Origin of the sequence: Pseudoalteromonas sp. APC 3691 (assembly GCF_030408135.1) — a bacterium.
Classification (GTDB): Bacteria; Pseudomonadota; Gammaproteobacteria; order Enterobacterales; family Alteromonadaceae; genus Pseudoalteromonas.
Genome location: NZ_JASDCB010000002.1, coordinates 130,281 through 152,487 on the forward strand (window position 1 = coordinate 130,281; position 22,207 = coordinate 152,487).

At 37.8% G+C, this 22,207-nt stretch carries 22 protein-coding genes; 9 read left to right on the plus strand and 13 right to left on the minus strand.

All coding sequences use genetic code 11. From position 1 onward, the window contains the following. Positions 1-44: 44 nt before the first annotated feature. Positions 45-722, minus strand: coding sequence for a glutathione S-transferase family protein (locus QL998_RS01455; RefSeq protein WP_024590248.1), 678 nt, complete (start codon positions 720-722; stop codon positions 45-47). Between the two features lie 176 nt (positions 723-898). On the opposite strand from QL998_RS01455, the gene QL998_RS01460 reads away from it, so the two are divergent. The 5 genes from QL998_RS01460 to QL998_RS01480 all read left to right on the plus strand — a co-directional run bounded on the left by QL998_RS01460 (position 899) and on the right by QL998_RS01480 (position 6,156). Next, on the plus strand, positions 899-1,669 hold the full coding sequence (locus QL998_RS01460) for a DUF1223 domain-containing protein (protein WP_290192014.1): 771 nt from the start codon (positions 899-901) through the stop codon (positions 1,667-1,669). A 306-nt stretch (positions 1,670-1,975) separates the two neighbouring features. Then, entirely contained in the window at positions 1,976-2,656 is a 681-nt protein-coding gene (locus QL998_RS01465) for a CsgG/HfaB family protein (protein ID WP_076923668.1), read from the plus strand. Continuing rightward, on the plus strand, positions 2,656-3,003 hold the full coding sequence (locus QL998_RS01470; protein ID WP_008165258.1) for a DUF4810 domain-containing protein: 348 nt from the start codon (positions 2,656-2,658) through the stop codon (positions 3,001-3,003). The genes QL998_RS01465 and QL998_RS01470 overlap by 1 nt, the downstream gene beginning before the upstream one ends. A 1-nt stretch (position 3,004) precedes the next feature. Then, positions 3,005-3,682, plus strand: a complete 678-nt coding sequence (locus QL998_RS01475; protein WP_290192015.1) for a DUF799 domain-containing protein — start codon at positions 3,005-3,007, stop codon at positions 3,680-3,682. Positions 3,683-3,978: 296 nt separating this feature from the next. Continuing rightward, a complete protein-coding gene (locus QL998_RS01480) occupies positions 3,979-6,156 on the plus strand; it encodes a response regulator (protein ID WP_290192016.1) in 2,178 nt (725 codons plus the stop codon). A 3-nt stretch (positions 6,157-6,159) separates the two neighbouring features. On the opposite strand, the gene QL998_RS01485 is transcribed toward QL998_RS01480, so the two are convergent. The 7 genes from QL998_RS01485 to QL998_RS01515 all read right to left on the minus strand — a co-directional run bounded on the left by QL998_RS01485 (position 6,160) and on the right by QL998_RS01515 (position 11,836). After that, positions 6,160-6,501, minus strand: a complete 342-nt coding sequence (locus tag QL998_RS01485; protein ID WP_024604747.1) for a YajD family HNH nuclease — start codon at positions 6,499-6,501, stop codon at positions 6,160-6,162. A 37-nt stretch (positions 6,502-6,538) separates the two neighbouring features. After that, positions 6,539-7,474 carry a hypothetical protein gene (locus QL998_RS01490; protein WP_290192017.1) on the minus strand — a complete coding sequence of 312 codons (936 nt, stop codon included), beginning with the start codon at positions 7,472-7,474 and terminating at the stop codon, positions 6,539-6,541. Between the two features lie 85 nt (positions 7,475-7,559). Next, a complete protein-coding gene (locus tag QL998_RS01495) occupies positions 7,560-8,174 on the minus strand; it encodes an ACP phosphodiesterase (protein WP_290192018.1) in 615 nt (204 codons plus the stop codon). A 223-nt stretch (positions 8,175-8,397) separates the two neighbouring features. Then, positions 8,398-8,631: a ChaB family protein gene (locus QL998_RS01500; RefSeq protein ID WP_165743135.1), complete on the minus strand. Its 234-nt coding sequence runs from the start codon at positions 8,629-8,631 to the stop codon at positions 8,398-8,400. 16 nt (positions 8,632-8,647) lie between these two features. Continuing rightward, on the minus strand, positions 8,648-9,217 hold the full coding sequence (gene sodC / locus QL998_RS01505) for a superoxide dismutase [Cu-Zn] SodC (RefSeq protein ID WP_290192029.1): 570 nt from the start codon (positions 9,215-9,217) through the stop codon (positions 8,648-8,650). A gap of 665 nt (positions 9,218-9,882) precedes the next feature. Next, on the minus strand, positions 9,883-10,377 hold the full coding sequence (locus QL998_RS01510; RefSeq protein ID WP_169044172.1) for a hypothetical protein: 495 nt from the start codon (positions 10,375-10,377) through the stop codon (positions 9,883-9,885). Positions 10,378-10,603: 226 nt separating this feature from the next. Continuing rightward, positions 10,604-11,836, minus strand: a complete 1,233-nt coding sequence (locus QL998_RS01515) for a cytochrome C (RefSeq protein WP_290192019.1) — start codon at positions 11,834-11,836, stop codon at positions 10,604-10,606. Positions 11,837-12,164: 328 nt separating this feature from the next. Here QL998_RS01515 and QL998_RS01520 point away from each other — a divergent pair, with 328 nt between their 5' ends. The 3 genes from QL998_RS01520 to QL998_RS01530 all read left to right on the plus strand — a co-directional run bounded on the left by QL998_RS01520 (position 12,165) and on the right by QL998_RS01530 (position 14,429). Then, positions 12,165-12,410 (plus strand): DUF4235 domain-containing protein, encoded by a 246-nt coding sequence (locus QL998_RS01520; RefSeq protein ID WP_290192020.1) that lies wholly within the window; start codon positions 12,165-12,167, stop codon positions 12,408-12,410. Positions 12,411-12,669: 259 nt separating this feature from the next. Continuing rightward, on the plus strand, positions 12,670-12,978 hold the full coding sequence (locus QL998_RS01525; protein ID WP_007579961.1) for a hypothetical protein: 309 nt from the start codon (positions 12,670-12,672) through the stop codon (positions 12,976-12,978). 302 nt (positions 12,979-13,280) lie between these two features. After that, complete coding sequence (locus QL998_RS01530) at positions 13,281-14,429, plus strand: hypothetical protein (RefSeq protein ID WP_290192021.1); 1,149 nt, start codon at positions 13,281-13,283, stop codon at positions 14,427-14,429. 170 nt (positions 14,430-14,599) lie between these two features. Here QL998_RS01530 and QL998_RS01535 read toward each other — a convergent pair whose 3' ends face one another. The 4 genes from QL998_RS01535 to QL998_RS01550 all read right to left on the minus strand — a co-directional run bounded on the left by QL998_RS01535 (position 14,600) and on the right by QL998_RS01550 (position 19,904). Continuing rightward, on the minus strand, positions 14,600-15,346 hold the full coding sequence (locus tag QL998_RS01535; RefSeq protein WP_290192022.1) for a CPBP family glutamic-type intramembrane protease: 747 nt from the start codon (positions 15,344-15,346) through the stop codon (positions 14,600-14,602). A 1,105-nt stretch (positions 15,347-16,451) separates the two neighbouring features. Beyond that, entirely contained in the window at positions 16,452-18,179 is a 1,728-nt protein-coding gene (locus QL998_RS01540) for a hypothetical protein (protein ID WP_290192023.1), read from the minus strand. A 1,138-nt stretch (positions 18,180-19,317) separates the two neighbouring features. Then, the gene (locus tag QL998_RS01545; RefSeq protein ID WP_290192024.1) at positions 19,318-19,602 is read right to left on the minus strand and encodes an addiction module antidote protein; all 285 of its coding nucleotides are present in this window, start codon (positions 19,600-19,602) and stop codon (positions 19,318-19,320) included. A gap of 5 nt (positions 19,603-19,607) precedes the next feature. Continuing rightward, complete coding sequence (locus QL998_RS01550; RefSeq protein ID WP_290192025.1) at positions 19,608-19,904, minus strand: type II toxin-antitoxin system RelE/ParE family toxin; 297 nt, start codon at positions 19,902-19,904, stop codon at positions 19,608-19,610. A 368-nt stretch (positions 19,905-20,272) separates the two neighbouring features. On the opposite strand from QL998_RS01550, the gene QL998_RS01555 reads away from it, so the two are divergent. After that, positions 20,273-21,265: an IS110 family transposase gene (locus tag QL998_RS01555; RefSeq protein WP_290192026.1), complete on the plus strand. Its 993-nt coding sequence runs from the start codon at positions 20,273-20,275 to the stop codon at positions 21,263-21,265. Here the strand turns inward: QL998_RS01555 and QL998_RS01560 are convergent. Next, a partial coding sequence (locus QL998_RS01560) for a reverse transcriptase domain-containing protein (protein WP_290192027.1) occupies positions 21,255-22,207 on the minus strand: 953 nt, incomplete at its 5' end. The genes QL998_RS01555 and QL998_RS01560 overlap by 11 nt on opposite strands.

The window sequence follows — 22,207 nt, forward strand, 5'->3', positions numbered from 1 at the left end:
CAGCAGATCAGCTAGCTGGCTCTGCTGTTTGTATTAAGTACTTTTTATACTTTTGGGTAATTTGAAGGGAAAAACGCTTTTTTAGCGTCTTCATCAAACTCTTTTTTAAATGCTACATCAGTACCAATTACGCGTGCACGTGCAACCGCTGGGCGGCTATCAATGCTTTCAAACCAACGCTTAAGATTTGGATACGGTGCTAAACCTTCTTCGCCTAATACAACCGGTGCTTTATCGATCCAGCCCCAAGCAGAAACATCAGCAATAGTGTATGTATCACCCACAATAAAGTCACGACCTTCAAGATGTGTATCAAGTACTTCGTAGTGGCGCTGCGCTTCACGTAAATAACGGTTAACCGCGTAATCAAGCCCTTCTGGTGCCATATGTCTAAAGTGAACACTTTGCCCTGAATACGGACCTAAACCAGATGCGATAAACATTAACCACGACAGCATTTCAGCGCGGTCATCGCTCTTACCTTCTAGCTTTCCATATTTTTCAGAAAGGTACATTAAAATAGCATTCGAATCGAACACACGCGTTTCACCATCAACAATTGCTGGCGCTTTAGCGTTTGGATTAATTGCTTTAAATTCAGGTGTATGTTGCTCACCTTTTAAAGTATCAAGAGGAACAAGTTCAAACGGCAAGCCTGTTTCTTCTAAAAAGAGTGCAACCTTCATTGGGTTAGGAGTATGGTGAAAATAAAATTTAATCATGTAAAGTTCCTCAATAATTGAGCAACGATTAAAACATAGCTTGAGCGAGTGTTCAAATTAAGTTTTAACTAAGTAAAATACACAGTTAAAACGTGATTTAATTGTGAGTATTTCGTGATACTTCACTCTTAAAAATCACTTATGCTAGGGTGAATATTAGCCTTTTGAGTCATAACATGCTTTTTAAAACACTATCTCGTCCATTAATTATAGCGTTTGCTGGGTTAATAACTTTTTACTCTCAAAGCCAAGCAACAGAGCAAATAACTATTTCGAGTACCGCTAATCAAACTACCTTTTTAGAACTTTATACATCACAAGGCTGCAGTAGTTGCCCACCAGCTGAAAAGTGGATTTCAAAATTTACAGACGATGAAAAACTATGGACTGATTTAATCCCAATTAATTTTCATGTTACTTACTGGGATTATTTAGGATGGAAAGACCCATTTTCTTTCGCCTATTTCGACAAAAGACAACGTACTTATAAAGCACTCGGTAAAAGTCGTATTGTAGCAACCCCAGGATTTATGGTTAACGGCAGCGGGTGGCAAGGTTGGTTTTATAAGCAAGCTATTCCTGTAGCTAAAGCCCCTTATTTAGGTAATTTAAAAGCGACTATAAACAACAGTAAAATTAATCTCGAATACAATACTGTTAATACCAAAGATAATACTAACCAAAACTTAATAGCCCATGTAGCTCTGTTAGGCTTTGGCATAGAAACACAAATACACAGCGGCGAAAACGCAGGCCATAAGCTAAAACACGACTTTGTGGTTATTGGTTACGAGCAAAGTAACATGCAAACTAAGCAGCAATTATCATTAACTGACTTAACCCTGCCTCGCGCTAATAATGTATCGCCAACAAAGCAAGCCTTAGTATTTTGGGTATCTGAAAAAAGCGACCCTACCCCACTACAAGTTGCAGCCGATTGGTTTTAAAAATTACAGTTAATTGAATAAAATTACTAATTAACAACTCAGCGCGCAATAAATCTCCTTGTATATCAACTATAGAAAAAGGCTTTCAATAATTTAAAAACTAATGAATTAGCATTGTTATTACAAAGAATTTATTCTTTTTCATTGTGTGTATCTGTATAAAACATAAATAACATTGTATTTACATCAACTTTTGTTTATAAAGTAAGTTGAATGGACTCTTGAAATAAGTAATTGACTTATAAGTATAAAAATCAAGCGCCTATCAATAAAAACTTCTGCAATTATCTATATGGACAAAAATTTATGCGAATTAACCAAAGCCACATTAAAACAATTGTAATCGCTGCAATTACAGCTTCGTCTTTAGCTGGGTGTGCTACAACATCATCAAAAGTAATAGAAACACCAACTGTTGCTAGCTATAACACAACCTACTCAGGTGCAAAAAGCAAACTAGTCGTAGGTCAGTTTGTAAACCGTTCGAGCTTTCAAAATGGTATATTTGCATCAGGCCAAGACCGTTTAGGTAGCCAAGCAAAAACAACACTAATGAGCCACTTACAACAAACAAATCGCTTTAGTGTGCTTGATCGCGACAATATGGCAGCCCTTGCGGAAGAGGCAAAGTTAACAGGTACAAAACAAGTTCTTAGCGGTGCTAAATTTGTTGTAACTGGTGATGTAACAGAGTTTGGCCGTAAAGCCATTGGCGATCGCCAGCTTTTTGGTTTATTGGGTAAAGGTAAATCGCAAATTGCTTATGCTAAAGTAACGCTTAATGTTGTTGATGTTACTACATCAGAAGTTATTTATTCAGTGCAAGGTGCTGGTGAATACAGCCTATCAGAACGTGAAGTTATTGGTTTTGGTAGCACAGCTTCATACGATGCCACATTAAATGGCAAAGTACTTGACCTAGCTATTCGCGAAGTCGTTAACAAGTTAGTTACTGGTCTTGAAGCTGGCCAATGGGGCAATAAATAATGAAAAAGCTAATTACCTTAGCATTTGTTTGTATAGCCCTAACGGGTTGTAACTCAACGAAAGAACCTATTTACTATTACGGCGACTATAGCACTGCCGTATACGCCTATTTAAAAGCAGATGACGTAACAGCCGAAGAGCAAATTAGTATGCTTGAGCAAATTATTGCCGATGCCGCAAACAAAAGTAAGAATGTTGCACCTGGCTTACATGCTCACCTAGGTATGCTGTACTTTGAAACGGGTAATCCTTCATTAGGCACTACTCACTTCGAAACTGAGAAATCACTTTTCCCAGAATCAGTTCATTACATCGACTTCCTTCTAAAATCTGCGAAAGGCGCTTAATATGCTTAATTTAAAATCATACACAGCGATCGTATTAGTCGCATTACTCGCTGGTTGTGTTTCACCTCCACCAGCACATGACTACACAGCATTTATACAAGCAGACCCTCACTCAGTTATTATTTTACCTCCGCTAAATAATACACCTGAAGTAATTGCACCATACAGTGTGATGACTCAAATGGTCGCGCCTATAGCTGAGTCCGGTTTTTATGTTTTTCCTGTTGCTTTAGTTGATCAAACCTTTAAAGGTAATGGCCTCACTGTTGCAAGCGACGTACACCAAGTACCGGTGAATAAATTACATGAAATTTTTGGTGCAGACTCTGCGCTTTACATCACTATTGAAGAATACGGTACTAGCTATGTTGTAATTTCTAGCGAAACAGCTGTAACTGTGTCAGCCTCACTAGTTGATTTACGCACTGGCGAGCAATTATGGCAAGGTAAAGCAAGAGCCTCTTCAGCTGAACAACAAAGTAATGGCGGTGGTGGCCTTGTAGGTATGCTTGTTATTGCAGCAATCAATCAAATTGCTGAAACGGTAACCGATAAAGGCTTTGAAATCGCAGCAATGACTTCAACACGCTTACTTTCTTCAGATGTTTACAACGGCTTATTATATGGACCTCGTTCACCTAATTATGGCCAACCAGCACCAAGCGAAAAGAAAAAATAACTCTTATTGTTATTAACCTAAAGCTTTAAAAGGCCGAACCATTAAATGAGATTCGGCCTTTTTAATAACAGCTTACTCAACTAAAAAGCTTAGCAAAGTTACTTTTAAGTATTTAGAGCAGATTTTAAAATACGAGTTTAAAAACCAATATTAGTCACAATAGAAAAAACATTTCAAAAAAGTAATAATAGAGTAGCAAAATGCAATGTCTTTTTTTTAGCCGGTTCTACATGTTAAAGTTGTCATTATCACTAAATTACTCTTATAGTGAATCTATATAAATATTGAGCAATACTATGATAAAAGCACAAATACCAGCTGACGAAGAATCTAGATTAAAGGCACTTTACGAGTATGAAATATTAGATACTGAAGCCGAAAAAGTATTTGATGATTTAACTCAACTTGCTTCTGATATTTGTGAAGCCCCCATATCACTTATAAGCTTAGTTGATCCACGAAGGCAGTGGTTTAAATCAAAGTATGGTATCGATGTAGACTCCACCGAAAGAGATATCGCATTTTGCTCTCATACAATACTGCAAGACCAAGTATTTGAAATACAAAACGCTCTACTTGATGAACGTTTTTATGATAACCCCCTAGTAACCAGCGATCCAAACATTCGGTTTTATGCGGGCACACCGCTAGTTACACCTAGTGGCAGCACAATTGGTACATTATGTGTTATCAGCGACCAGCCAAAAAAGCTAACTCAAACACAAATTAACGCACTGAAAATACTTGGCAAAGAAGTTATTGCACAACTTGAGCTCAGGTTAAACAACAGAAAGCTGGCCACTGCATTAAAACAACAACAAATACATAATAAAAATCTTGAAGAACTAAAAAAAGAAGCTGATACAGCTAACACTCTAAAAGGTCGATTTTTAGCAAATATGTCGCACGAGCTAAGAACCCCGCTGCACGGCATTTTAAATTTAGCTGAGTTTGGACTAGCAGAAACTTCAAATATAGAAAAAGATAACGCCCTAAAAAGTATTTTAAGCTCCGCGAATATACTCTCAAATATTGTAAATGACATTTTAGACTTTTCAAAAATTGAAGCGGGTAAATTAAATATTGAGAATATTAACTTTAACTTGAGCGAAGTCATTAACAATGTAATTAATCCACTAATGAAACAAGCCACAGATAAAGGCATAAAATTTATTCCATCTATAGATAAAAATATCGCTACAACCCTAAAAGGCGACCCTGTCAGAGTTTCTCAAATTTTAAATAACTTATGCTCAAATGCGATTAAATTTACACAACAAGGTCAGGTAGAGTTTAAAGTCACTGTAAAGGAGAATCTTTTAAACACGCAAAATATTGTATTTGAAATAATCGATACGGGTATTGGTATTAGTAAAGCTGCGCAGCAAAATCTATTTCAAGAGTTTCATCAGGCCGATTCATCTACATCTAGAAAGTACGGGGGCACGGGACTTGGTCTCTCCATTTGCACCAAGCTAAGTGATTTAATGAATGGCAAAATCAACTTCACGAGTAAAGAAGATAAAGGTTCTGTATTTACTTACCAACAAAGCTTTGAAACATCAGAACTCGATGAATTATTAAAACCAAATAAAGAAATAACCGATTTACAAGGGTGTACTATTTTGGTTGCCGAAGACAATAAAGTAAATCAAGTTGTCGTAAGTAAAATGCTACAAGCTCATAATGCGAAAGTAATATTTACCGAAAATGGCAAAGAATGCGTTGATTACTTTTTTGCCAACCATGTTGATTTAATTTTTATGGACATTCAAATGCCAGTGATGGATGGAGTGCAAGCCACTAAGATAATTAGAGAGCAACAAACAGGTAAAACAACGCCAATTATTGCCATGACAGCCAACACCATGAAACCAGATATTGAACACTATTTAGATATTGGTATGGATGGCTATTTAACGAAGCCATTTAATAAAGATCATTTAAATAGCTTGCTCAATGTTTATAATCCAAAAAACTCAAATCTCAAAAATTTAGCAGTTAAAGTTAGTAACCCAAACATTACGAGTGAACGTAAGCTAAAACAGATATGCAATGAGCTAAAAAAGTTAATTTCAAATGCCGACAGAGTCAGTCTATGGTTGTTTAATCACGACTATACTGCCATTAATAGCTTAATTTGCCTTGATGAAAAAAATGAGATAGTAAGTAATGCAGTTTTAAAAGCTGAAGACTTTCCTGCATACTTTGACTATATTTTAGAGCATAAAGTATTAGACGCATCAGATGCGAGAAACCACGAAATCACTAAAAACTTAACCAAGGTTTATTTTGAACCATCAAACATTTACTCCTTGCTTGATTACATCTACTTTATTGATAACAAACCGCTAGGTGTTATTTGTTGTGAAAGTGTTGGCTCAAAAATTTCATGGAGCCATGCAGATAAACTGTCACTTATTAAAGTAGCTGATGTAACAACCTTGTTTTTATCCAAACAGTTGAAATCATAGTAGCTACTTTGACTTATTAAGCATCGCTTTTAAATCGGCAAATGGAGAATGCGTTGCAGCCTCAACTTTTCGCTCTGTAGTCGACCCGCCATACATAATATGTTCGTGGTATTTATTGTGCTCATTGTCGTGGCAATAAATACACAATAACTCCCAGTTACTGCCATCCTCTGGATTATTACTGTGGTTATGATCTATATGATGCACCGTTAACTCACGTAAATTAGAGTACTCAAACTCGCGGGCACAACGCCCACATACCCAAGGGTACAATCTTAAGGCTTTAATTCGGTAACCTTCCTCTTGCTTCACATAAGCCTGAGGTACTGCGTTATTCTTACTCATAGTATTCCTGGTAAATTTACTATTTCGGTGATCAATACTAAAAAAACTTAATTACTGACAAATCACCAAAAGAAGTATCTATATGCCGGCCTGTTTGCTCCCACGCACGTAGTACGACCATAAGTTTTTTATTGTCGGAAGTCCAAGAAATTCCACCGCCGTATGCTTCAACTTTTTCGGCCCCCGAATCTTTTAACCCCAGCCCAGGGTTTGTGTTTTGAATATGCCCTTTACCTACTTTGTATTCAGCAAATACGTGAACATTATGCGGTAACGAAAATGATAAAAGCGAGCCAATACTCGCCCCATACGAATTAGAAATTAACTTAGTGACATGTGGTGCAGACGAATTTAAAAAGTCAGCCTGAAACACAATATTATCTTTGTTCTCAAGAGATACATGCTTGAAAGACCACGCGCCAACAATACTTAACGCCACGTCAAACTTGTTACTTAGCTTTGGTCTGTTAAGAAAAAAGTGCTCAAACAAAGACTCTTTATTATTGAAGGTATAAAAGTTGTGTTGGCCAGATAGCTCAAACTTGGTTGAACGTGTATTTTGCGAGAAAATTTGATCCGTTTGATTGCCGCTTAAATTGCTAGCCGTGCTTTGCAGCCCTTCAAGCGTTTGATAGTTAAATGTGATTTTAGAATTTTTAAATTTTCTATACGAGAGCAGTATATCTTGTGTTTTTGTTTCAATATCATCTTCAAAAATATCGGCTGAGTAGCCAATTTCAATGTCGTTAATATCAAAAAACACACCCACACGCTGGTTATTTATGGGCTCTAACGAAAACAGTGTTTTTTGATTACTCCCCGCCAAGTTATCGTATATTAGCGCGTGGCTAGTGCTTGGATTTGAAATAGTGGTTCGTACCGATTTTAAGTCGAAGTCGAAAGCCAATACAGCACTGGATTGAAATGCCGCTAAAACAGCAAAGCCCACAATAACCAAGTAATTACGATTCATTAAAAACACTCAAAAATTAATTTGTATTAGAGTAGCGTTTTTTTCACCTTAACTTATCACAAAAGATTAACAATTGATGAAAACTTTAAATAATGCGCTTTATGCCATTTTTTGAGGTGCTTTCAAGGTCAAACTCATTCACATGGTTAATCAGCTCAGGGAAAAACTCTAAAAAAGTAGCCTCTAGTTCGTCGTAGTTACGCGTTATATCATCAGCAGCGCCCGCAAAGGTGTTCGTAAAACGAATGCGTTTGGCTATGTTATCAAGCGCAAGCCCTACTCCCTCAACGGTTTCGTACTCTTTAAACCAATCATTTTTAGTCATACTTGTTACAACATGCTGCATTCGCGTTGGCATAACAGGTATACGGTTATTTAAAAGCTGATAGCTGGTGTACTTAAAATCACTTAAAGGTTGCTTGCTAAATCGTTGCCAATGCACAATTAAAAAATGATCAAACACCACATCAATAGCTACACCAGCAAAGCGCTTACGCTCGGGTGAAAAGTACTGCTTAGCGTGTTTTACTGCGCGGTGAGAGTCGGTAAATTTATCGACTAAATAGTGGTTATCGAGCCCGTTTATAACCGTGTTTGGTAAGTGTTCTATATGCCTTTTACCACCAAAGTCGCCCAACAAGTTCCCAAAGTGAGAATCGGCTGTAGGCTGTGCTAAATAAAGATGAGCTAAATAATTCAAAGTGTTCTCTGATTGGCTAATACAAACAAATAATAACGCAAATTTAGACCAAACTCACATTCGTGTTTAAAGCAGTACTTATGGTTTTGCTTACCAGTTTTTACTCAAACATAATGCAAAGTATTGTATAAACAGCGCAACTATAATACGAGTATATAAAAAGCCGCTATATCAGCTACAGCGGCTTTTTAATGCGTTAGCTTTGTTATTAGTTTGATCAAAGCTAGTTACTCGACTTTACCCAATTTCCATTATCATTTTTGCTATAACTGTTTTTAACCGCTGACCAAGCTACTTTGTGCGCTGTTGTTTCGCGGTCATCATCGTTTATTCTATCGCTTGGGTCTTCATAGGTATCCCATGCACTATTAAACGCCTCTTGATATATCTCTTGAGCATGTTTAGGTAAGTTACTTTTTACCGACTCAGGTAGTTCGTCACGGTTTTTATATGGCATAACTTTCTCCTTATATTTACTCAATTACACCACAAGCAACACGTTTGCCACCGCCACCTAATGGCTTTGGCTTATCTGCATAGTTATCACTTCCTTCATGAATCATTACTGCGTGTTTTTTAAGTTTTTCAAGCGTGAGCCTTGGCGCTAAAACAGGTGATTTAGCTTGGCCACTTTCATTTACATACAACGCCGGTAAATCGCCTAAATGGCCATCTCCCCAAGGAGAATCGTGATGCTCGCTAGCTTTTGGGTCGAAATGCCCACCAGCGGCGCCTCCCGGTACAACCTTATCGCCTTTTTTCTTGGGTTCACAACTAGCAAATTGGTGAACATGAAAACCATGCTGCCCCGGTGTTAAACCTTTTAAACTTGGTGAAAAAACAACACCTTTATCATTTTCTGTTAGTGTAATAGTGCCTAGTAATTGCCCCTGGCCCGACTTAGTAACTTGGTGCATTTCAACGTTTACATTAGCCAGTGCACTATTTTGTAGTAACACGCTGGTAAATAATATTGCAAAAGCAGGTTTTAAAACGCGGTTTAAACTTCTTTTAGTTTTTGAATCAAACTGCAAACAATTCATCATCATCTCCTGGCTTAGTATCAAATTAATAAAACAATATCGCTAAATTAAGCGGCTATTAAACAAGTAGTTTCAATGTCCATACCAGTCCTATGTGTAAACGTAAATTTATGTTTTTTTAGTCGCAATCTATTGATTAGAAGTCATTTTAACTAAACATCTATTTAATTAATGAGCTAACTTTTACTCAAAGATTAAGTGAAAACCAAGGCATATTTACAAAGTAAATGGCAACTTTACAAAGCTCGTGAGAAAAAATTACCAACATCCCTACCAAAAAAGACAAGTCAAGTGAAAAAGAGGATCTTAAAGAGGCTGTTATTACTTAGGCGGTAGTCTCGAGGGTTGGTGTTGGTTGAATGGCCGTACGTTATGAATTAAAGAAGCGCCAATCTAAATAAGCCTTCTAAGATACTCTTCACGCATTATATCTATAAGGGGTATTTATTTTTTATAATCAAAGCATGTTTAAAACCAACCCGCTTATATATGGGTCCATTTAATGACAAAAAATTACGTTATCAAATTGTTTTATATCAGAATTTTTAACCCAGTTAGCGTAAGATTTAATCCTTAAAATTAATTAAGTATTATTGCTTGGCACTAAAAAGCGAGCACAAAAAAAGGTGAAACCAAGTTTCACCTTTTTAATTAATTAGCTAGCGTTACGCTGTAGAAACGTTACTTGCACCTGCATTGTTAAGTATTTCTTCAATAGCATTTTTGTTGTCACTATCGTACTTAACACCAATTAATATAGAGCCTTTTTCAATGGCATCTTCATAATACTTAATTTCGTGCTCAGGGATAAACGCACCAATTGCGGCACCTAAAGTACCACCTACTGCGGCGCCTGCGCCACCAGCAGCAAATGCAGCGACTAATGGTCCGGCAACTAATAAGCCTGTACCACCTGTTGCTACAGTCCCTACGGCAGTGAAACCACCAATAATTGCAGCAAGAATACCACCCGAAGCCGCGCCAATAAGGCCGCCTTCAGAAGCTTTAGTACCTTCGTCTACAGCAAAATCTTCCTTTGCGTATGAGTCGTTGGCTACAATACTTATATCAGCTTCATTAATACCTAAAGCTTCTAATCTATAAATTGCGAGTGTTGCTTGTGATGCACTTTCGAATAACCCAGTAATAACGGTACTCATAATAACTCCTTTATTTATTTAAGAAAATACACTTACTACCAAGCAAAACTTAAACCAAGTAAATTATTATTTAAAATCAATAATATAAAACAAAACCCCGTGCTAACACTCTTATTATTAGAGTAAAAATTGCCAAATTTTGTAAAAAACTCCTACCCACATAAACAAACTTAATAACAAGCAATATGCAGTTTTAATATAAATATATTTACAAAAGGAAAATTTATTACTCAGACCATGTAATTTCGGCTAATTGGTTAGTCGCTGTTTGGTGAATAATCAGCCCGTTATTCCCCATGCGCATATGCCTAATTAAACCTGAGAAAACCCCCTCTTTACTAGGAATTTGCCAGCTTTGCATGGTTTCGGTATTAAGGTCGAACCTTACTAAGGTTTCAGGGCGTTTGGCTGACTCGTTAAACCAAATGGCGTTATCGGCATATTCAATTGCATACGGGTGACTATTTTCACCACTGGGATTATCCCACTGCGTTATTTTACCGTTTTTAGGGTTATAGCGGCCAAGTTTACCCATACCAGAGTTAACATAAAAAACCATATCATCAGGCGTAATGGCTAATCGCCTAGTATGCGTTTTAGCGCCTGAGAGTTTAATCTCACTAAGCTCCATGGTATTTTTATCAACTTTAACCAAACAGTTACTACCATTACACGACACCCACGGCGTGCCTTTTGAATCAAGCTTAATACCATATGGCCGTGAGCCTTTAGTGGGTAAAGTAGCCAATTGAATATCGCCAGTTGTAGGGTCTAGCTTGCCAATCATATTACTGTGCTGCAGGGTAAACCAAAATATACCTGCCTCGTCAAATACACCGGTATGCGGGTCGCGGGCGTTTTTATCGGGCATTTTATACACTTTGAATTTTTCGGTTTTTAAATCTAAATATCCAACCGTGCCATTTTTATTACCTAAAAACCAAGGAGTTTGATTTTTATCAAGCGACACACTGTGCGCATAGGTACCACTTGGCAGTGTGTACTCTTTCATATCGCCGGTTTTAGGGTCTAACCTGCCTAAAATATTACCCCACTGGCCAACCCACCAAATGAGACCGTTTTTACCTTGTACCGGATCGCGAGCGCGCTGCCCAAGAGTAGGCACTTGCCAGTACTTAAAGCTAAGCTTTAAATCGCCCGTAACAACCTTAGACTCGCGCTTGTTATTAACAGGATAATGCTCAGCTAAATAAGCGCTTATATCTTTACTAAGCGCAGTACCCTCGCCCGTATCCACCATATAGCTTATTAATGTTTGCCAGTCCTGCTGACTATAACCCGCGCTACTCTCAAGGTTATTTAAACTATGGCAACTAGCACAAAGCTGCTCAACTAGCGGCCCTTGCTCGTTACTAAGCACAGTTACCGGTGCAGCCAAAGTGCCCGACACAGCCATTACCGCAACGTATTTATTAAATAAAAATCGATTTTTACTCATAACGCCCTCCCTTGTTTTTTAATATTAAAGCATAGGGCGAAGGTGTTTACTATATGTACAGATAAGCCAACTAGAAGGTAAGTTAATTTGCTGAGTAAATGCCTCAAAAATAGACCTGAGCACAGTGGCACGGCTTTACGTTGGTTATTTAGCTGATGCTTAAGTGTGATTTAAAACGACTAAATTACACAAAGAGAATAATAGCCACTTAAAAAACCTGATTTAAAGTCTTCAGAGTCTATCGGTATGTAAATTGCTGGTACTACTGTTCTTACTTAAAGAGTTACATATTGATAACTCACGCTACAACTAAATAATCGAGGGTAATATGAGTAATAAACAGCTAATTACGACGATAGGTATAGGTCTGGCCGCTGCATCAGCAGGTATGTTAACAAGGAAAACTTTACAAAAATCGTGGGAAAAGGTTACCAACGAACCAGCACCAAAAGATAGACCAAGCGAAGAAACCGATCTCAAAGAGGCCGTTACATGGGCAGTAGTCTCAGGTATTGGTGCGGGTATTGCAAGAATGGCCGTACGTTATGTACTAGACAGGCGCCGATCCAAATAAACCGACCCAATTAATACCTCTTATAAGTATTAAGCGCGTAATGCGTTGAGGCTCTAAAAGCGGCTTGCGACAACCACTCCCTAGTTGTTGCAAGCAACTTGGCAAAACCCTAGGGCGCCTTCCGACATCCCCTCCAGATTTTAAGCTGATACACTCTATTAAACATTAACTCCCTTTCAAAGTTGTTGCCTGCCTACAAGCTTGCGTATAATGGCCACATTCCGGCTGCATTTTTTAGCCGCTAACTTGGATTTTATTAATGAAAAAACTCTCTGCAGTGCAAATAAAGCAGCAAGCACTTGTGCTAAATACAGCTGAAAAATTAGAAGAACAAGGCCGCGCTGAGCTCCCAGGTATGCTGCAATGCTGGTTTGATGTGGAATATCACTTATTTCCAAGTACACTACTGCTGTGCTTTCAGTTTGAAAACGAGCAAGCTTTAGCAGCCGCAGAGCCAGATTTATTAAAGTGGCAAAAGCGTTTAAGCGGCGCAATGCTTAAAAAAGGCGTTATTTTAAAAGATATGCGTAAACACTTAGTGTTTACCTTAAAAGGGCCTGATGATTAAAGAGGAAGGTTTAAAACTATATTTTGGCTGCGCTCGTGTAGCCGAAGCGCATAAAACCATAATGAAAAGCCGCTGCATTACTGCAGCGGCTTTTTACTATTATGAGAGCTTAAAGTAGAGCCCATAAAGATCAATTTTGGCTCGGGGATTTTTATTAGCCGATGATGCCAATTGGTCGTTAAAAAATACGAATGCACTGCAAAAGCAAATATCAGTCGATTCAACGTTAATTGGTTGCTCTTAGTTAACAATCGTAGGATAGTAAATTACACATAAAACAATCGCTTTATATTAGGAGTATCATGATCAAAGTATTACTAGCGACCAGCTTAATTGCCTCTTCATTCGCTGTTTTAAGTAACCCTTTAACTGTTGAAGAACAGCGCATCAACAAAGCCCAAACAGCTATGCCAAGTGTTTTAAAAGCATTTACCCCACAAATATCAAGTTTTGAACAACAATTTAAAAAATTAAACGACTTTAAAAGTGCAAAAATATTAGTGCAAAGCTTTAGCTTTGAACTGTGGGAAAACGCCAAGCAACGCATAGTAAAAACCAACAATTACGACGACCGAGAGCTCTACTGGGCACGCCTGCTTTCAAGCAAAGTAATACGCACAACGTCACCTAAGTTTTCAATTACGCAGGCTCAACTAAATACTTTATTAACCCTACTTGAGGAAGGCAGCAGAGGACGTACCGACCTTGCTTTTTCATCAGGCAGCACTAAAAAAATATTACTTACAGGCTTTGACCCATTTTTACTTGATAGAAATATAAACCAAAGTAACCCCTCAGGTGTTGCAGCGTTATTACTCGACGGCCAAGTTATTAATTACAACGGCGTGAGCGCAGAAATAAACACCGTTATGGTGCCTGTACGCTACGAAGACTTCGATCAAGGCATAATAGAATCGCTACTTGCCCCTTACTACGCACTTAATAATGTAGACATGGTAGTCACCGTAAGTATGGGCAGAACAGAGTTTGATTTAGAACACTTTCCGGGTAAACGTCGCAGTGTAACCGCCCCCGATAATGCCAACATTGTGTATGGCGGAACGCAAACAAGCCCAGTAATACCAAAACTTAATGGCCGACCACTCCCGGGCAACGAGTTTGTAAAATTTAGCTTGCCTGTAAGTTACATGCAACAAGCCAAAGGCCCTTATAAAGTTATCGACAATCACGAAGTCACCACGCTTGAAAAAACCTATAAAGCGGGTTCGTACGGCGAGCTTAAAAATAGTATTGCAGTTAATGGCGGCGGCGGTGGTTACCTGTCTAACGAAATATCGTACCGAAGTATTCGCCTGCGCGATGCGCTTAATTCAAGTATACCTACAGGGCATATTCATACCCCACGTATACAACAATTCGAACCTGAAACAGAAGCTAAAATAGTAAAACAAATAAAGGCAATGCTAGAGCACAGCTTAGTAGCGCTATAGTTTAGAACTACCAAATTAAGCGCATAAAAAAGGGCAATAACATTGCCCTTTTTTAAATGGGGTTACTAGGTGCAGGCTTTGCATTTTTCCTTAATCACAAAAGGCAAAAAGAAAGACCTAACCTTGCTGATTCTGGAATATCTAGCGCAACTAAACGTTTTAACCTAACCCTAAATTAATTGCCCAACAACGTTAACGCTATTATGGGCGATAATTGGAAATACCAAGCTTCCCGTTCGCTCTCTTAGCCACAGTAAAATAAAACCATAACCTCCAGTTAATAAAATAGAGGTCAACGAAAAATACCACTCGCCATCGCTAAACATAACGCCGTGCACCAAGCCAAATAATAAAACTAAAAGTAATCCACCTATATTTATCGGCGCGCTTACCAAACTGTATCGCTTAGATACTATTGCCAAAGAAATACAAAATAGTAAGACCCCTCTAAACATCGGCTCTTCGTCAAACCCTGGCATGGTTGCTTGATAAAGTAATGTTTCTAAATCATAGCGAGGCTCTCCACTCCAGAACCATGAAACAATGACTTGGAGAATTACAAACAAGCACAAAACAATGAAAGCAGGTTTTAAAGAGCCTTCACTTTGTTTGAAAGTAAAACCAGCATCAGCAATACGAAAGCCATGTTTATATTTCGCTAAGGCTAGGATTACACCTCCCCACAGGATAATTACTGCTATTTTACCTGACCAATTCCAAGCCATATCAGTAAAAAATATATCTAAAGGAATAACCTCGGCGCCTCTAAATAAAGCAAAAACGTAACACGTAAAAATGCCTAATGAGATTAAAGACCACGTTATATTTATATCGACTCTATTAAATGCTTTTAATGTTAAAGCTAAAATTAATATAACGCCGACATTTGCAAATACGGCTATGAATGCATCTTCCATGTATACCTCTTTAGTAAGGGCACATTGCTTCTTACTTTTATTATTGTTTTGAGTAGTACCTAATATTAATCCCAAATGAGATAGCATTAAACAACTATTTAATTAGTAAAGTAGTCTTAGGCTTTAAATAACAGAGGCGTATTTGGTGAGTTCTTGTAAACGCAGAAGACCAAAGTAAAAGAAGAAAATAATAAAACAAATAAAGGCAATGCTAGAGCAAAGCTTAGTCGCGCTATAGTTTAAGCATGTAATAAAGGGCAATAATATTGCCCTTTATTTTCTCATGCACTCTCCCACGGTTAATCACATGGTAAACGCATTCTTAAACTCTGCTCGCAGTGGTCTCGACAGAGTAATTAACTCGATGAGCAATAAACTAAAAAGCTAGGTATTTGATGTCTAGTCAAAATTTAGTGCCTTTGGTTCCACTAGAAAGTCGACTTGCTGCACAAATGTTATGGGGCTTTGGGGATCTGCAAGAAGGCTAAATCCTTTTACCATGCTATAGAAATTATTAACCCCTCGCAGGGCGCTGAGCTTACGGGTAGCGGGAGGGGTGTTGTTAAGGCTAATAATAGAGATTAAAAGTATAATTTCAAGATATTTGTAGTTTAGGCTGATATTGGTACTAAATGATGGCTGAGGCGTAAGCCAAGAGGTGCATATTGATACCAATCAACGTGATGACTACTTGGTCTTTTCGAATAAAGAGTTCAAGAAAACACAGCTGTCTGCTTAACCGTAACTCTCTATTGGGCGACCCCATTGGTTTTCTTTGGTTTAAAGTTTTAGGTGGGGAGTATTTATCTAAAAGTACTATTTAAGTAGACCTGAAACAAAAAAGGTTAGCTTATTTAGCTAACCTTTTTAGTGACCCTAATCATATAATTTATAAAAACCACTTAGGGTTGGTATTCAATTTAATAACTAGTTATTTTATGGGTATCTAGATATCCCACTCTGGAGAATTTAACATAGTAACTCCTTATGAACAGATTATTCTGTCTATTGACGCTAATACTAAAGAGATATTTTTTTCTGTCAACTATAAAATACCTCTTTAGTAAAGATGCAAGATAACCTAACTAATGTCAATCTATCCGTTTCAACTTAATAGATCTTTAACACGAGTAAGTACCTTTTTGTCAATTCTAGACCCACCTTTAATATTACTTTCTAAACTGAGCTTTTCTATTCTTTTAGCAACATTGACAGCCTTTAGCGTATCATCCAAGAATAGATAACAGTTCATCAAAGTATCTAACTGTTGTATATTCTGACTATTTTCAAGCTGTGTATTTTCTGCAATGAAAGTATAATTATCCTCTATAAATTTTAAGTATTTCTCATTGTTTCCCTTAAGGTTTTTGAAGTGAACAATCTCTAGAGCATAAAATATAATATTATTTATTAGCTTTAATTTGTGCTCAAAAGTTAAAGTTGGAATATTAAGCGCAGGTTGTGTTTGAAGAAAAGCTTGATCTAAAAAAGCGCGAACTCTAATTGATTCTGGTGCTGTATTGTAAATATCATTTGCTTCTTTCCAGTATGCAAATCCTAATAATATACATAATCCGACATCAAGTTTTTTCAGTTCAATCTCAGGTAAGCATACTCTTTTCTTTTCTAAAGTAACATTTTCAAGTTTTGAAATTATTCTACGACACGTTTTAAGTTGCTTTCGCCCCTCTTCAAACTCTTTCAAACGAATGTATGACTGCCCCATCCTAAATCTTATAACGGGATAAGCAGAATAAGTTTTAATTAGTTCTTTATAAATAATTAGTGCTTTTTCTGTCTCAGAGCTATCTGATGTAGATAATCTACATAGAGCTTCGTCCATTTTAATGTAGTAGTAGTAAGTCTTAAAATAACTTTCTTTTTGAATTGAAGTATTAGATAAAGTCTGCTCAAGTAATTTACTAAAACTTTCTGCCGCATTTAAATATAGTTGGCTGCGATTAGATGAGCTTTCAGCTGCAGCTCGTTCTTCTCTCACTTTCATATAATCATCAATTATATTTTTAGGTACACCTTCTACGGTTAAGTTATCCGTTATTAATTCATCTGTATCTAGAGGTTTAACAGTCCGTTCTTCTAATTGTGTTTCAACAGCCAAATCTCTAATGTTATCAGCATACTCTGAGCATGCATCGACAAACTTTTTCATTGTTAATAGATTTTTTTGAACATGAAGTGGGTTTGCGATAATCTCTTCAGACTTACCTTCTCGACTCTGGTAACCATATTTATGGTCAAGTTCGCCCCAGGCATCCTCGAAGACTGTTCTAATTTGAATTTCTATCGGAATTTTATAATCAACCTTAAAATCGGGTACACCAACATCCATACAAGCTACTAAATGTATGCTTGAGTATCTTGCGGCGCTTGGCTCTTTTTTTATATTTTGATATGAAAGCAGCTCAAATGAGTTTATTTTTTGATCGGCCTGACTAATTATATTGTCATTTGTTATAGAAGGACTATAGATTATAGCCTCCTTCAAACTATTTTTGACAAATGGAATTGGGTTATAAGGCATTTGATGGGTAACGAGTGAAAGAATTATATCTATAACATCAATCATATCTTGTCGAAAAAGAGTAACAACTCTTAGACCTAATACATCAGTTATATCCTCTAAATTATACTCTGGTTTCTTTTTCCTTTTAATTTCAACTTTTGAAATTAGGCTTTTCCAAGTCTTTACCCTAGATTTATATGCATAGCACTTATCGCGCAAATTACTAGTTTTAAGTATTTCTAATAATTGATTCTCAGCTGCTTCTGCTGAATGCGATATTTCGGATGCGAAAAACTTTTCTTCACTCATTAAACTGTCCATATTAAACCCTATAAATAGCTTGGAACTCCCTTCACATATTTAGAGTTATTAGCGTATGATTATGAAATAAGCATACATAACTTTTATTTAAAAAAGAAGTTACATGAAATTTTTCTCTTTTAATTTTATGTATTTATTCAAATTATATTAGAACTAAAATTAAATTGGCTTATCTAAACTAGAGCACCAATCTCACGTTTAACACCCTTCCTCGTCATCACGCCCTGAAAATAAGCAATTGATGAGTAATTCATTTCATGGATGAAATGAAAGCCATGCTTGCACATGGATGTGCTTTCATGGCGTTTATGTTCACATCAATTGTGGTTTTGAAGGATTAAGCGTGATGCTCGGGTGCGCTGAGAGTGTCCAGAGAGGGACCAGCGGCAGCCCCTCTTTGGCTGCTGTCGCCAGCGCGACAAAACCTTGAATAAGGTTTTTTAATTTCTAGAAGTGCCAAACGTATTCGCGCTATCTGTAATAGTAACCTCAAACACCTATTTAAATACTTATTCGGGCTGCCGCCCGCGCGTCAGCAAGCTAAACGCCTACAATAAATAACACATACTCTTGGCTTTTGAGCGAGTAAGTATATTTGTGATTCGTTGGGTTTCGTTACACTCTACCCAGCCTAGAGGAACTACAGAGAGGTGCAGGTCTTGTTTCTTGCCAAGACCAAACACCAACCTCACGTTTAACACCCTTCCCCGTCATCACGCCCTGAAAATAAGCAATTGATGAGTAATGCATTTCATGGATGAAATGAAAGCCATGCTTGCACATGGATATGCTTTCATGGCGCTTACGTTCACATCAATTAATTATTTGAAGGAAATAGCGTGATGCTCGGGTGCGCTGAGAGTGTCCAGAGAGGGACCAGCGGCAGCCCCTCTTTGGCTGCTGTCGCCAGCGCGACAAAACCTTGAATAAGGTTTCTAATATTTAAAAGTACGAAACGTATTCGCGTTATAGGTGATGATACCCTCAAACACCTATTCAAATACTTATTCGGGCTATCGCCCGCGCGTCAGCAAGCTAAACGCCTACAATAAATAACACATACTCTTGGTTTTTGAGCGAGTAAGCATATTTGTGATTTGTTGGGTTTCGTTTCCCTCTACCTAGCCTATGAAATTTGTGTTGTAAGGCGAAAGTTAAGTGCTTTCATCACTTTAAAAATCGTTTCCCAACGTGGCTTGGTTTTACCGTTAACTGCTTTATATAAGCTTTCACGGTTTAACCCCGTTGCTTTAGCAATATCACTCACGCCATGTTTTTTTACTAATAAGCCAAGTGCTTCAATAAAGGTATTTGGATCATCATCAGCTAAACACTCTTCTAAAAATGTATTAATTTCTTGCTGTGTTTCCATATAGTCAAACGGGTTAAAATCTGATGTTTGTAGCGTCATAGTAATTACTCCAATTCACTTAAAAGAACTTTTGCTTTGGTAATGTCTTTACCTTGTGTGCCTTTGTGGCCACCATTGAGTAGTAAAATAATCTCATTGCCTTGGATTATGTAATAAACACGATAGCCTTTCCCTACGAAAATTCGCATTTCAGATATGCCACCACCAACAGATTCACTATCGCCAAAATTACCATTTATGGCACGTGTAATACGTTTAGCTATTGCCATAAAAGCTTGACGATCTTTGAGCTTTTTAAGCCATTTATCGAACTCGTCGGTTTTCTTAATACGATATTTCATTAAACAATTGTAGCCCAAAGGCTACATGCGTGCAATTTTATTTAAGGGATACCGAATTTTGATTTAACAATCAACGCGTCAGCAAGCTAAACGCCTACAATAAATAGCACATACTCTTGGCTTTTGAGCGAGTGAATATATTTGTAAATTGTTGGGTTTCGTTTCACTCTACCCAACCTTGTATCTCTTCTTGATGAGTGTTTAGCTAGCACTTGTCACATCGGGAAGACAGTGAGCTCGTACCCAACCAGAGTGTGAAAATGCTGTGACGTAGATTGAGCCCTGACTTCCTAACCTCCATTAAACTGAATGGTATCCTAGCGCCCCAACTAAGGGTGACGCTGCATGTACAAGGGGAGTAGATAGAGATGAAAGCTTTTATTGGCATTGATGTGGGTAAAGAAAAGTTAGATATTTCCTGGCTACGCGATGTAGTCAAAAGTAAAAAGAAAACGAAGATTTTTAAAAATAACCCGAAGGGCTATCAAGAGTTAGTTGCCTGGTTGATAAAGAATACAAATTTAGAAGCACAAGATATTGTTATTACAACAGAGCCCACAGGTGTTTATAGCGAGCCGCTGATGTATTTCCTATATGAGCAAGGATTTATTTTATTACATGTAAATCCTGGTAAAGCAAAACAGTACGCAAGTTCATTAGGGCTTGTCCATAAGACAGACAAGTCAGACGCCACAATGCTTGCTCGTTATGGTCATGACCAACAGCACTCACTTTTAAGTTGGCAGCCTGAGCCTGTTGAAGCGAGAGAGTTAAAAGTAATGACGCGTAGACTTGAAGCACTTGAGCAAGACTTACGTCGCGAAGAAAATCGTTATGAAGCTGTTGGTTTCTCAGGTGCATCTACTCGAGTTACTCAGTCAATTGAAGATATGATAGCTGTACTAAAAACTGAGATGGGTAAGCTAAAAAATGACATTGATGAGCATATTGATAGACACCCACAATTAAAAAAGAACCGCCAATTACTTCAAAGTATCAAAGGTGTTGGAGAGGTAATATCACGTATGATGGTGTCCTTGATGGCATGTAAACAGTTTAAAAATGCCAAGCAATTAGCTTGTTACTTAGGCTTAATACCTAAGCTTAATGAGTCAGGCAAACGGGCTGGAAAAACAACCTTAAGCAAAGAAGGGCCTGGGTATATAAGGGCTAAATTGTATATGGCTGCTGTAGTAGCTGTACAACATAATCCAGATATAAAAGCCCAAAATAAGCGATTAGTGGAGCAAGGTAAAACATCGAGTAGGGTGAGGCTTTTGCCTCATCCCTCTCACAGAACCGTACGTACGGGCCTCGTATACGGCTCCTGTATTCTTCTATCCCTTCGGCTTATTTTCTAAACGCCGATTGAGCAAGCCATCCTGTACTTACTTTTTCCATTGAATATAAACCTTGCTCCTCAAACCATTGGTTTGGCATCGCTACATTCGATAATGGACTTAGAGAGTTTCGCCATGAGTTCATTTTGATGAACTTAAATGGCGGCTTTTTCCCTAATTGTTTTAGTCGCTTATGCAACCTCGCTGGGTTTTTCCACAACCTTAACTGAATTGCCCTTAATCGTCGTCTCACCCACCTTGCCAACAAATTTAGCACTCGTTTACAATTGGCTATACTGAAATAATTTACAAAGCCGCGCACCACTGGATTGAGTCTTTTTATTACTTCAATTAAGTTCATGCCACTATTTCGCTTTGTTAATCGTTTTACTCTTTGTTTAAAGCCTTTGAGTTTTGTGGCTTGGATACGCGTCCAATTACTGCCTATCTCCACTCCCAAAAATTTTACGCCTTCACTACTATGCGCTATGTGCGTTTTCTTTTGGTTGACTGTTAACTTTAAGCCTTTTTCGAGTATCTGAGTCGCTACTGTGAGTGCATTCTTGGCTGCTTTTTCTGTGCAGCATAAGATCAATATGTCGTCGGCGTACCTCACTATTCTGTGATTTCGCTTTTTCATTTCTTGATCAAATGCATCTAGGTAGATATTCGCCAACAGTGGACTGATAACACCACCTTGTGGACTTCCTAGCTCACTCGCTTCCCAATTATTGCCTATCATTACTCCGCTTTTTAAAAACTGTTTGAGCAGTTTTAAGATGCTACCGTCTGTCACTTTGCGTTTGACGCTGCTTATGATCAAGTCGTGATCGAGTAGGTCAAAACACTTCGACAGATCCATATCAACCACCCACTCACGGTGATATTTACGAATAAATACCGTGGCTTTGCTGATGGCGTCATGACAACTTCGTTTCGGCCTGTACCCATAACTTGATGGGT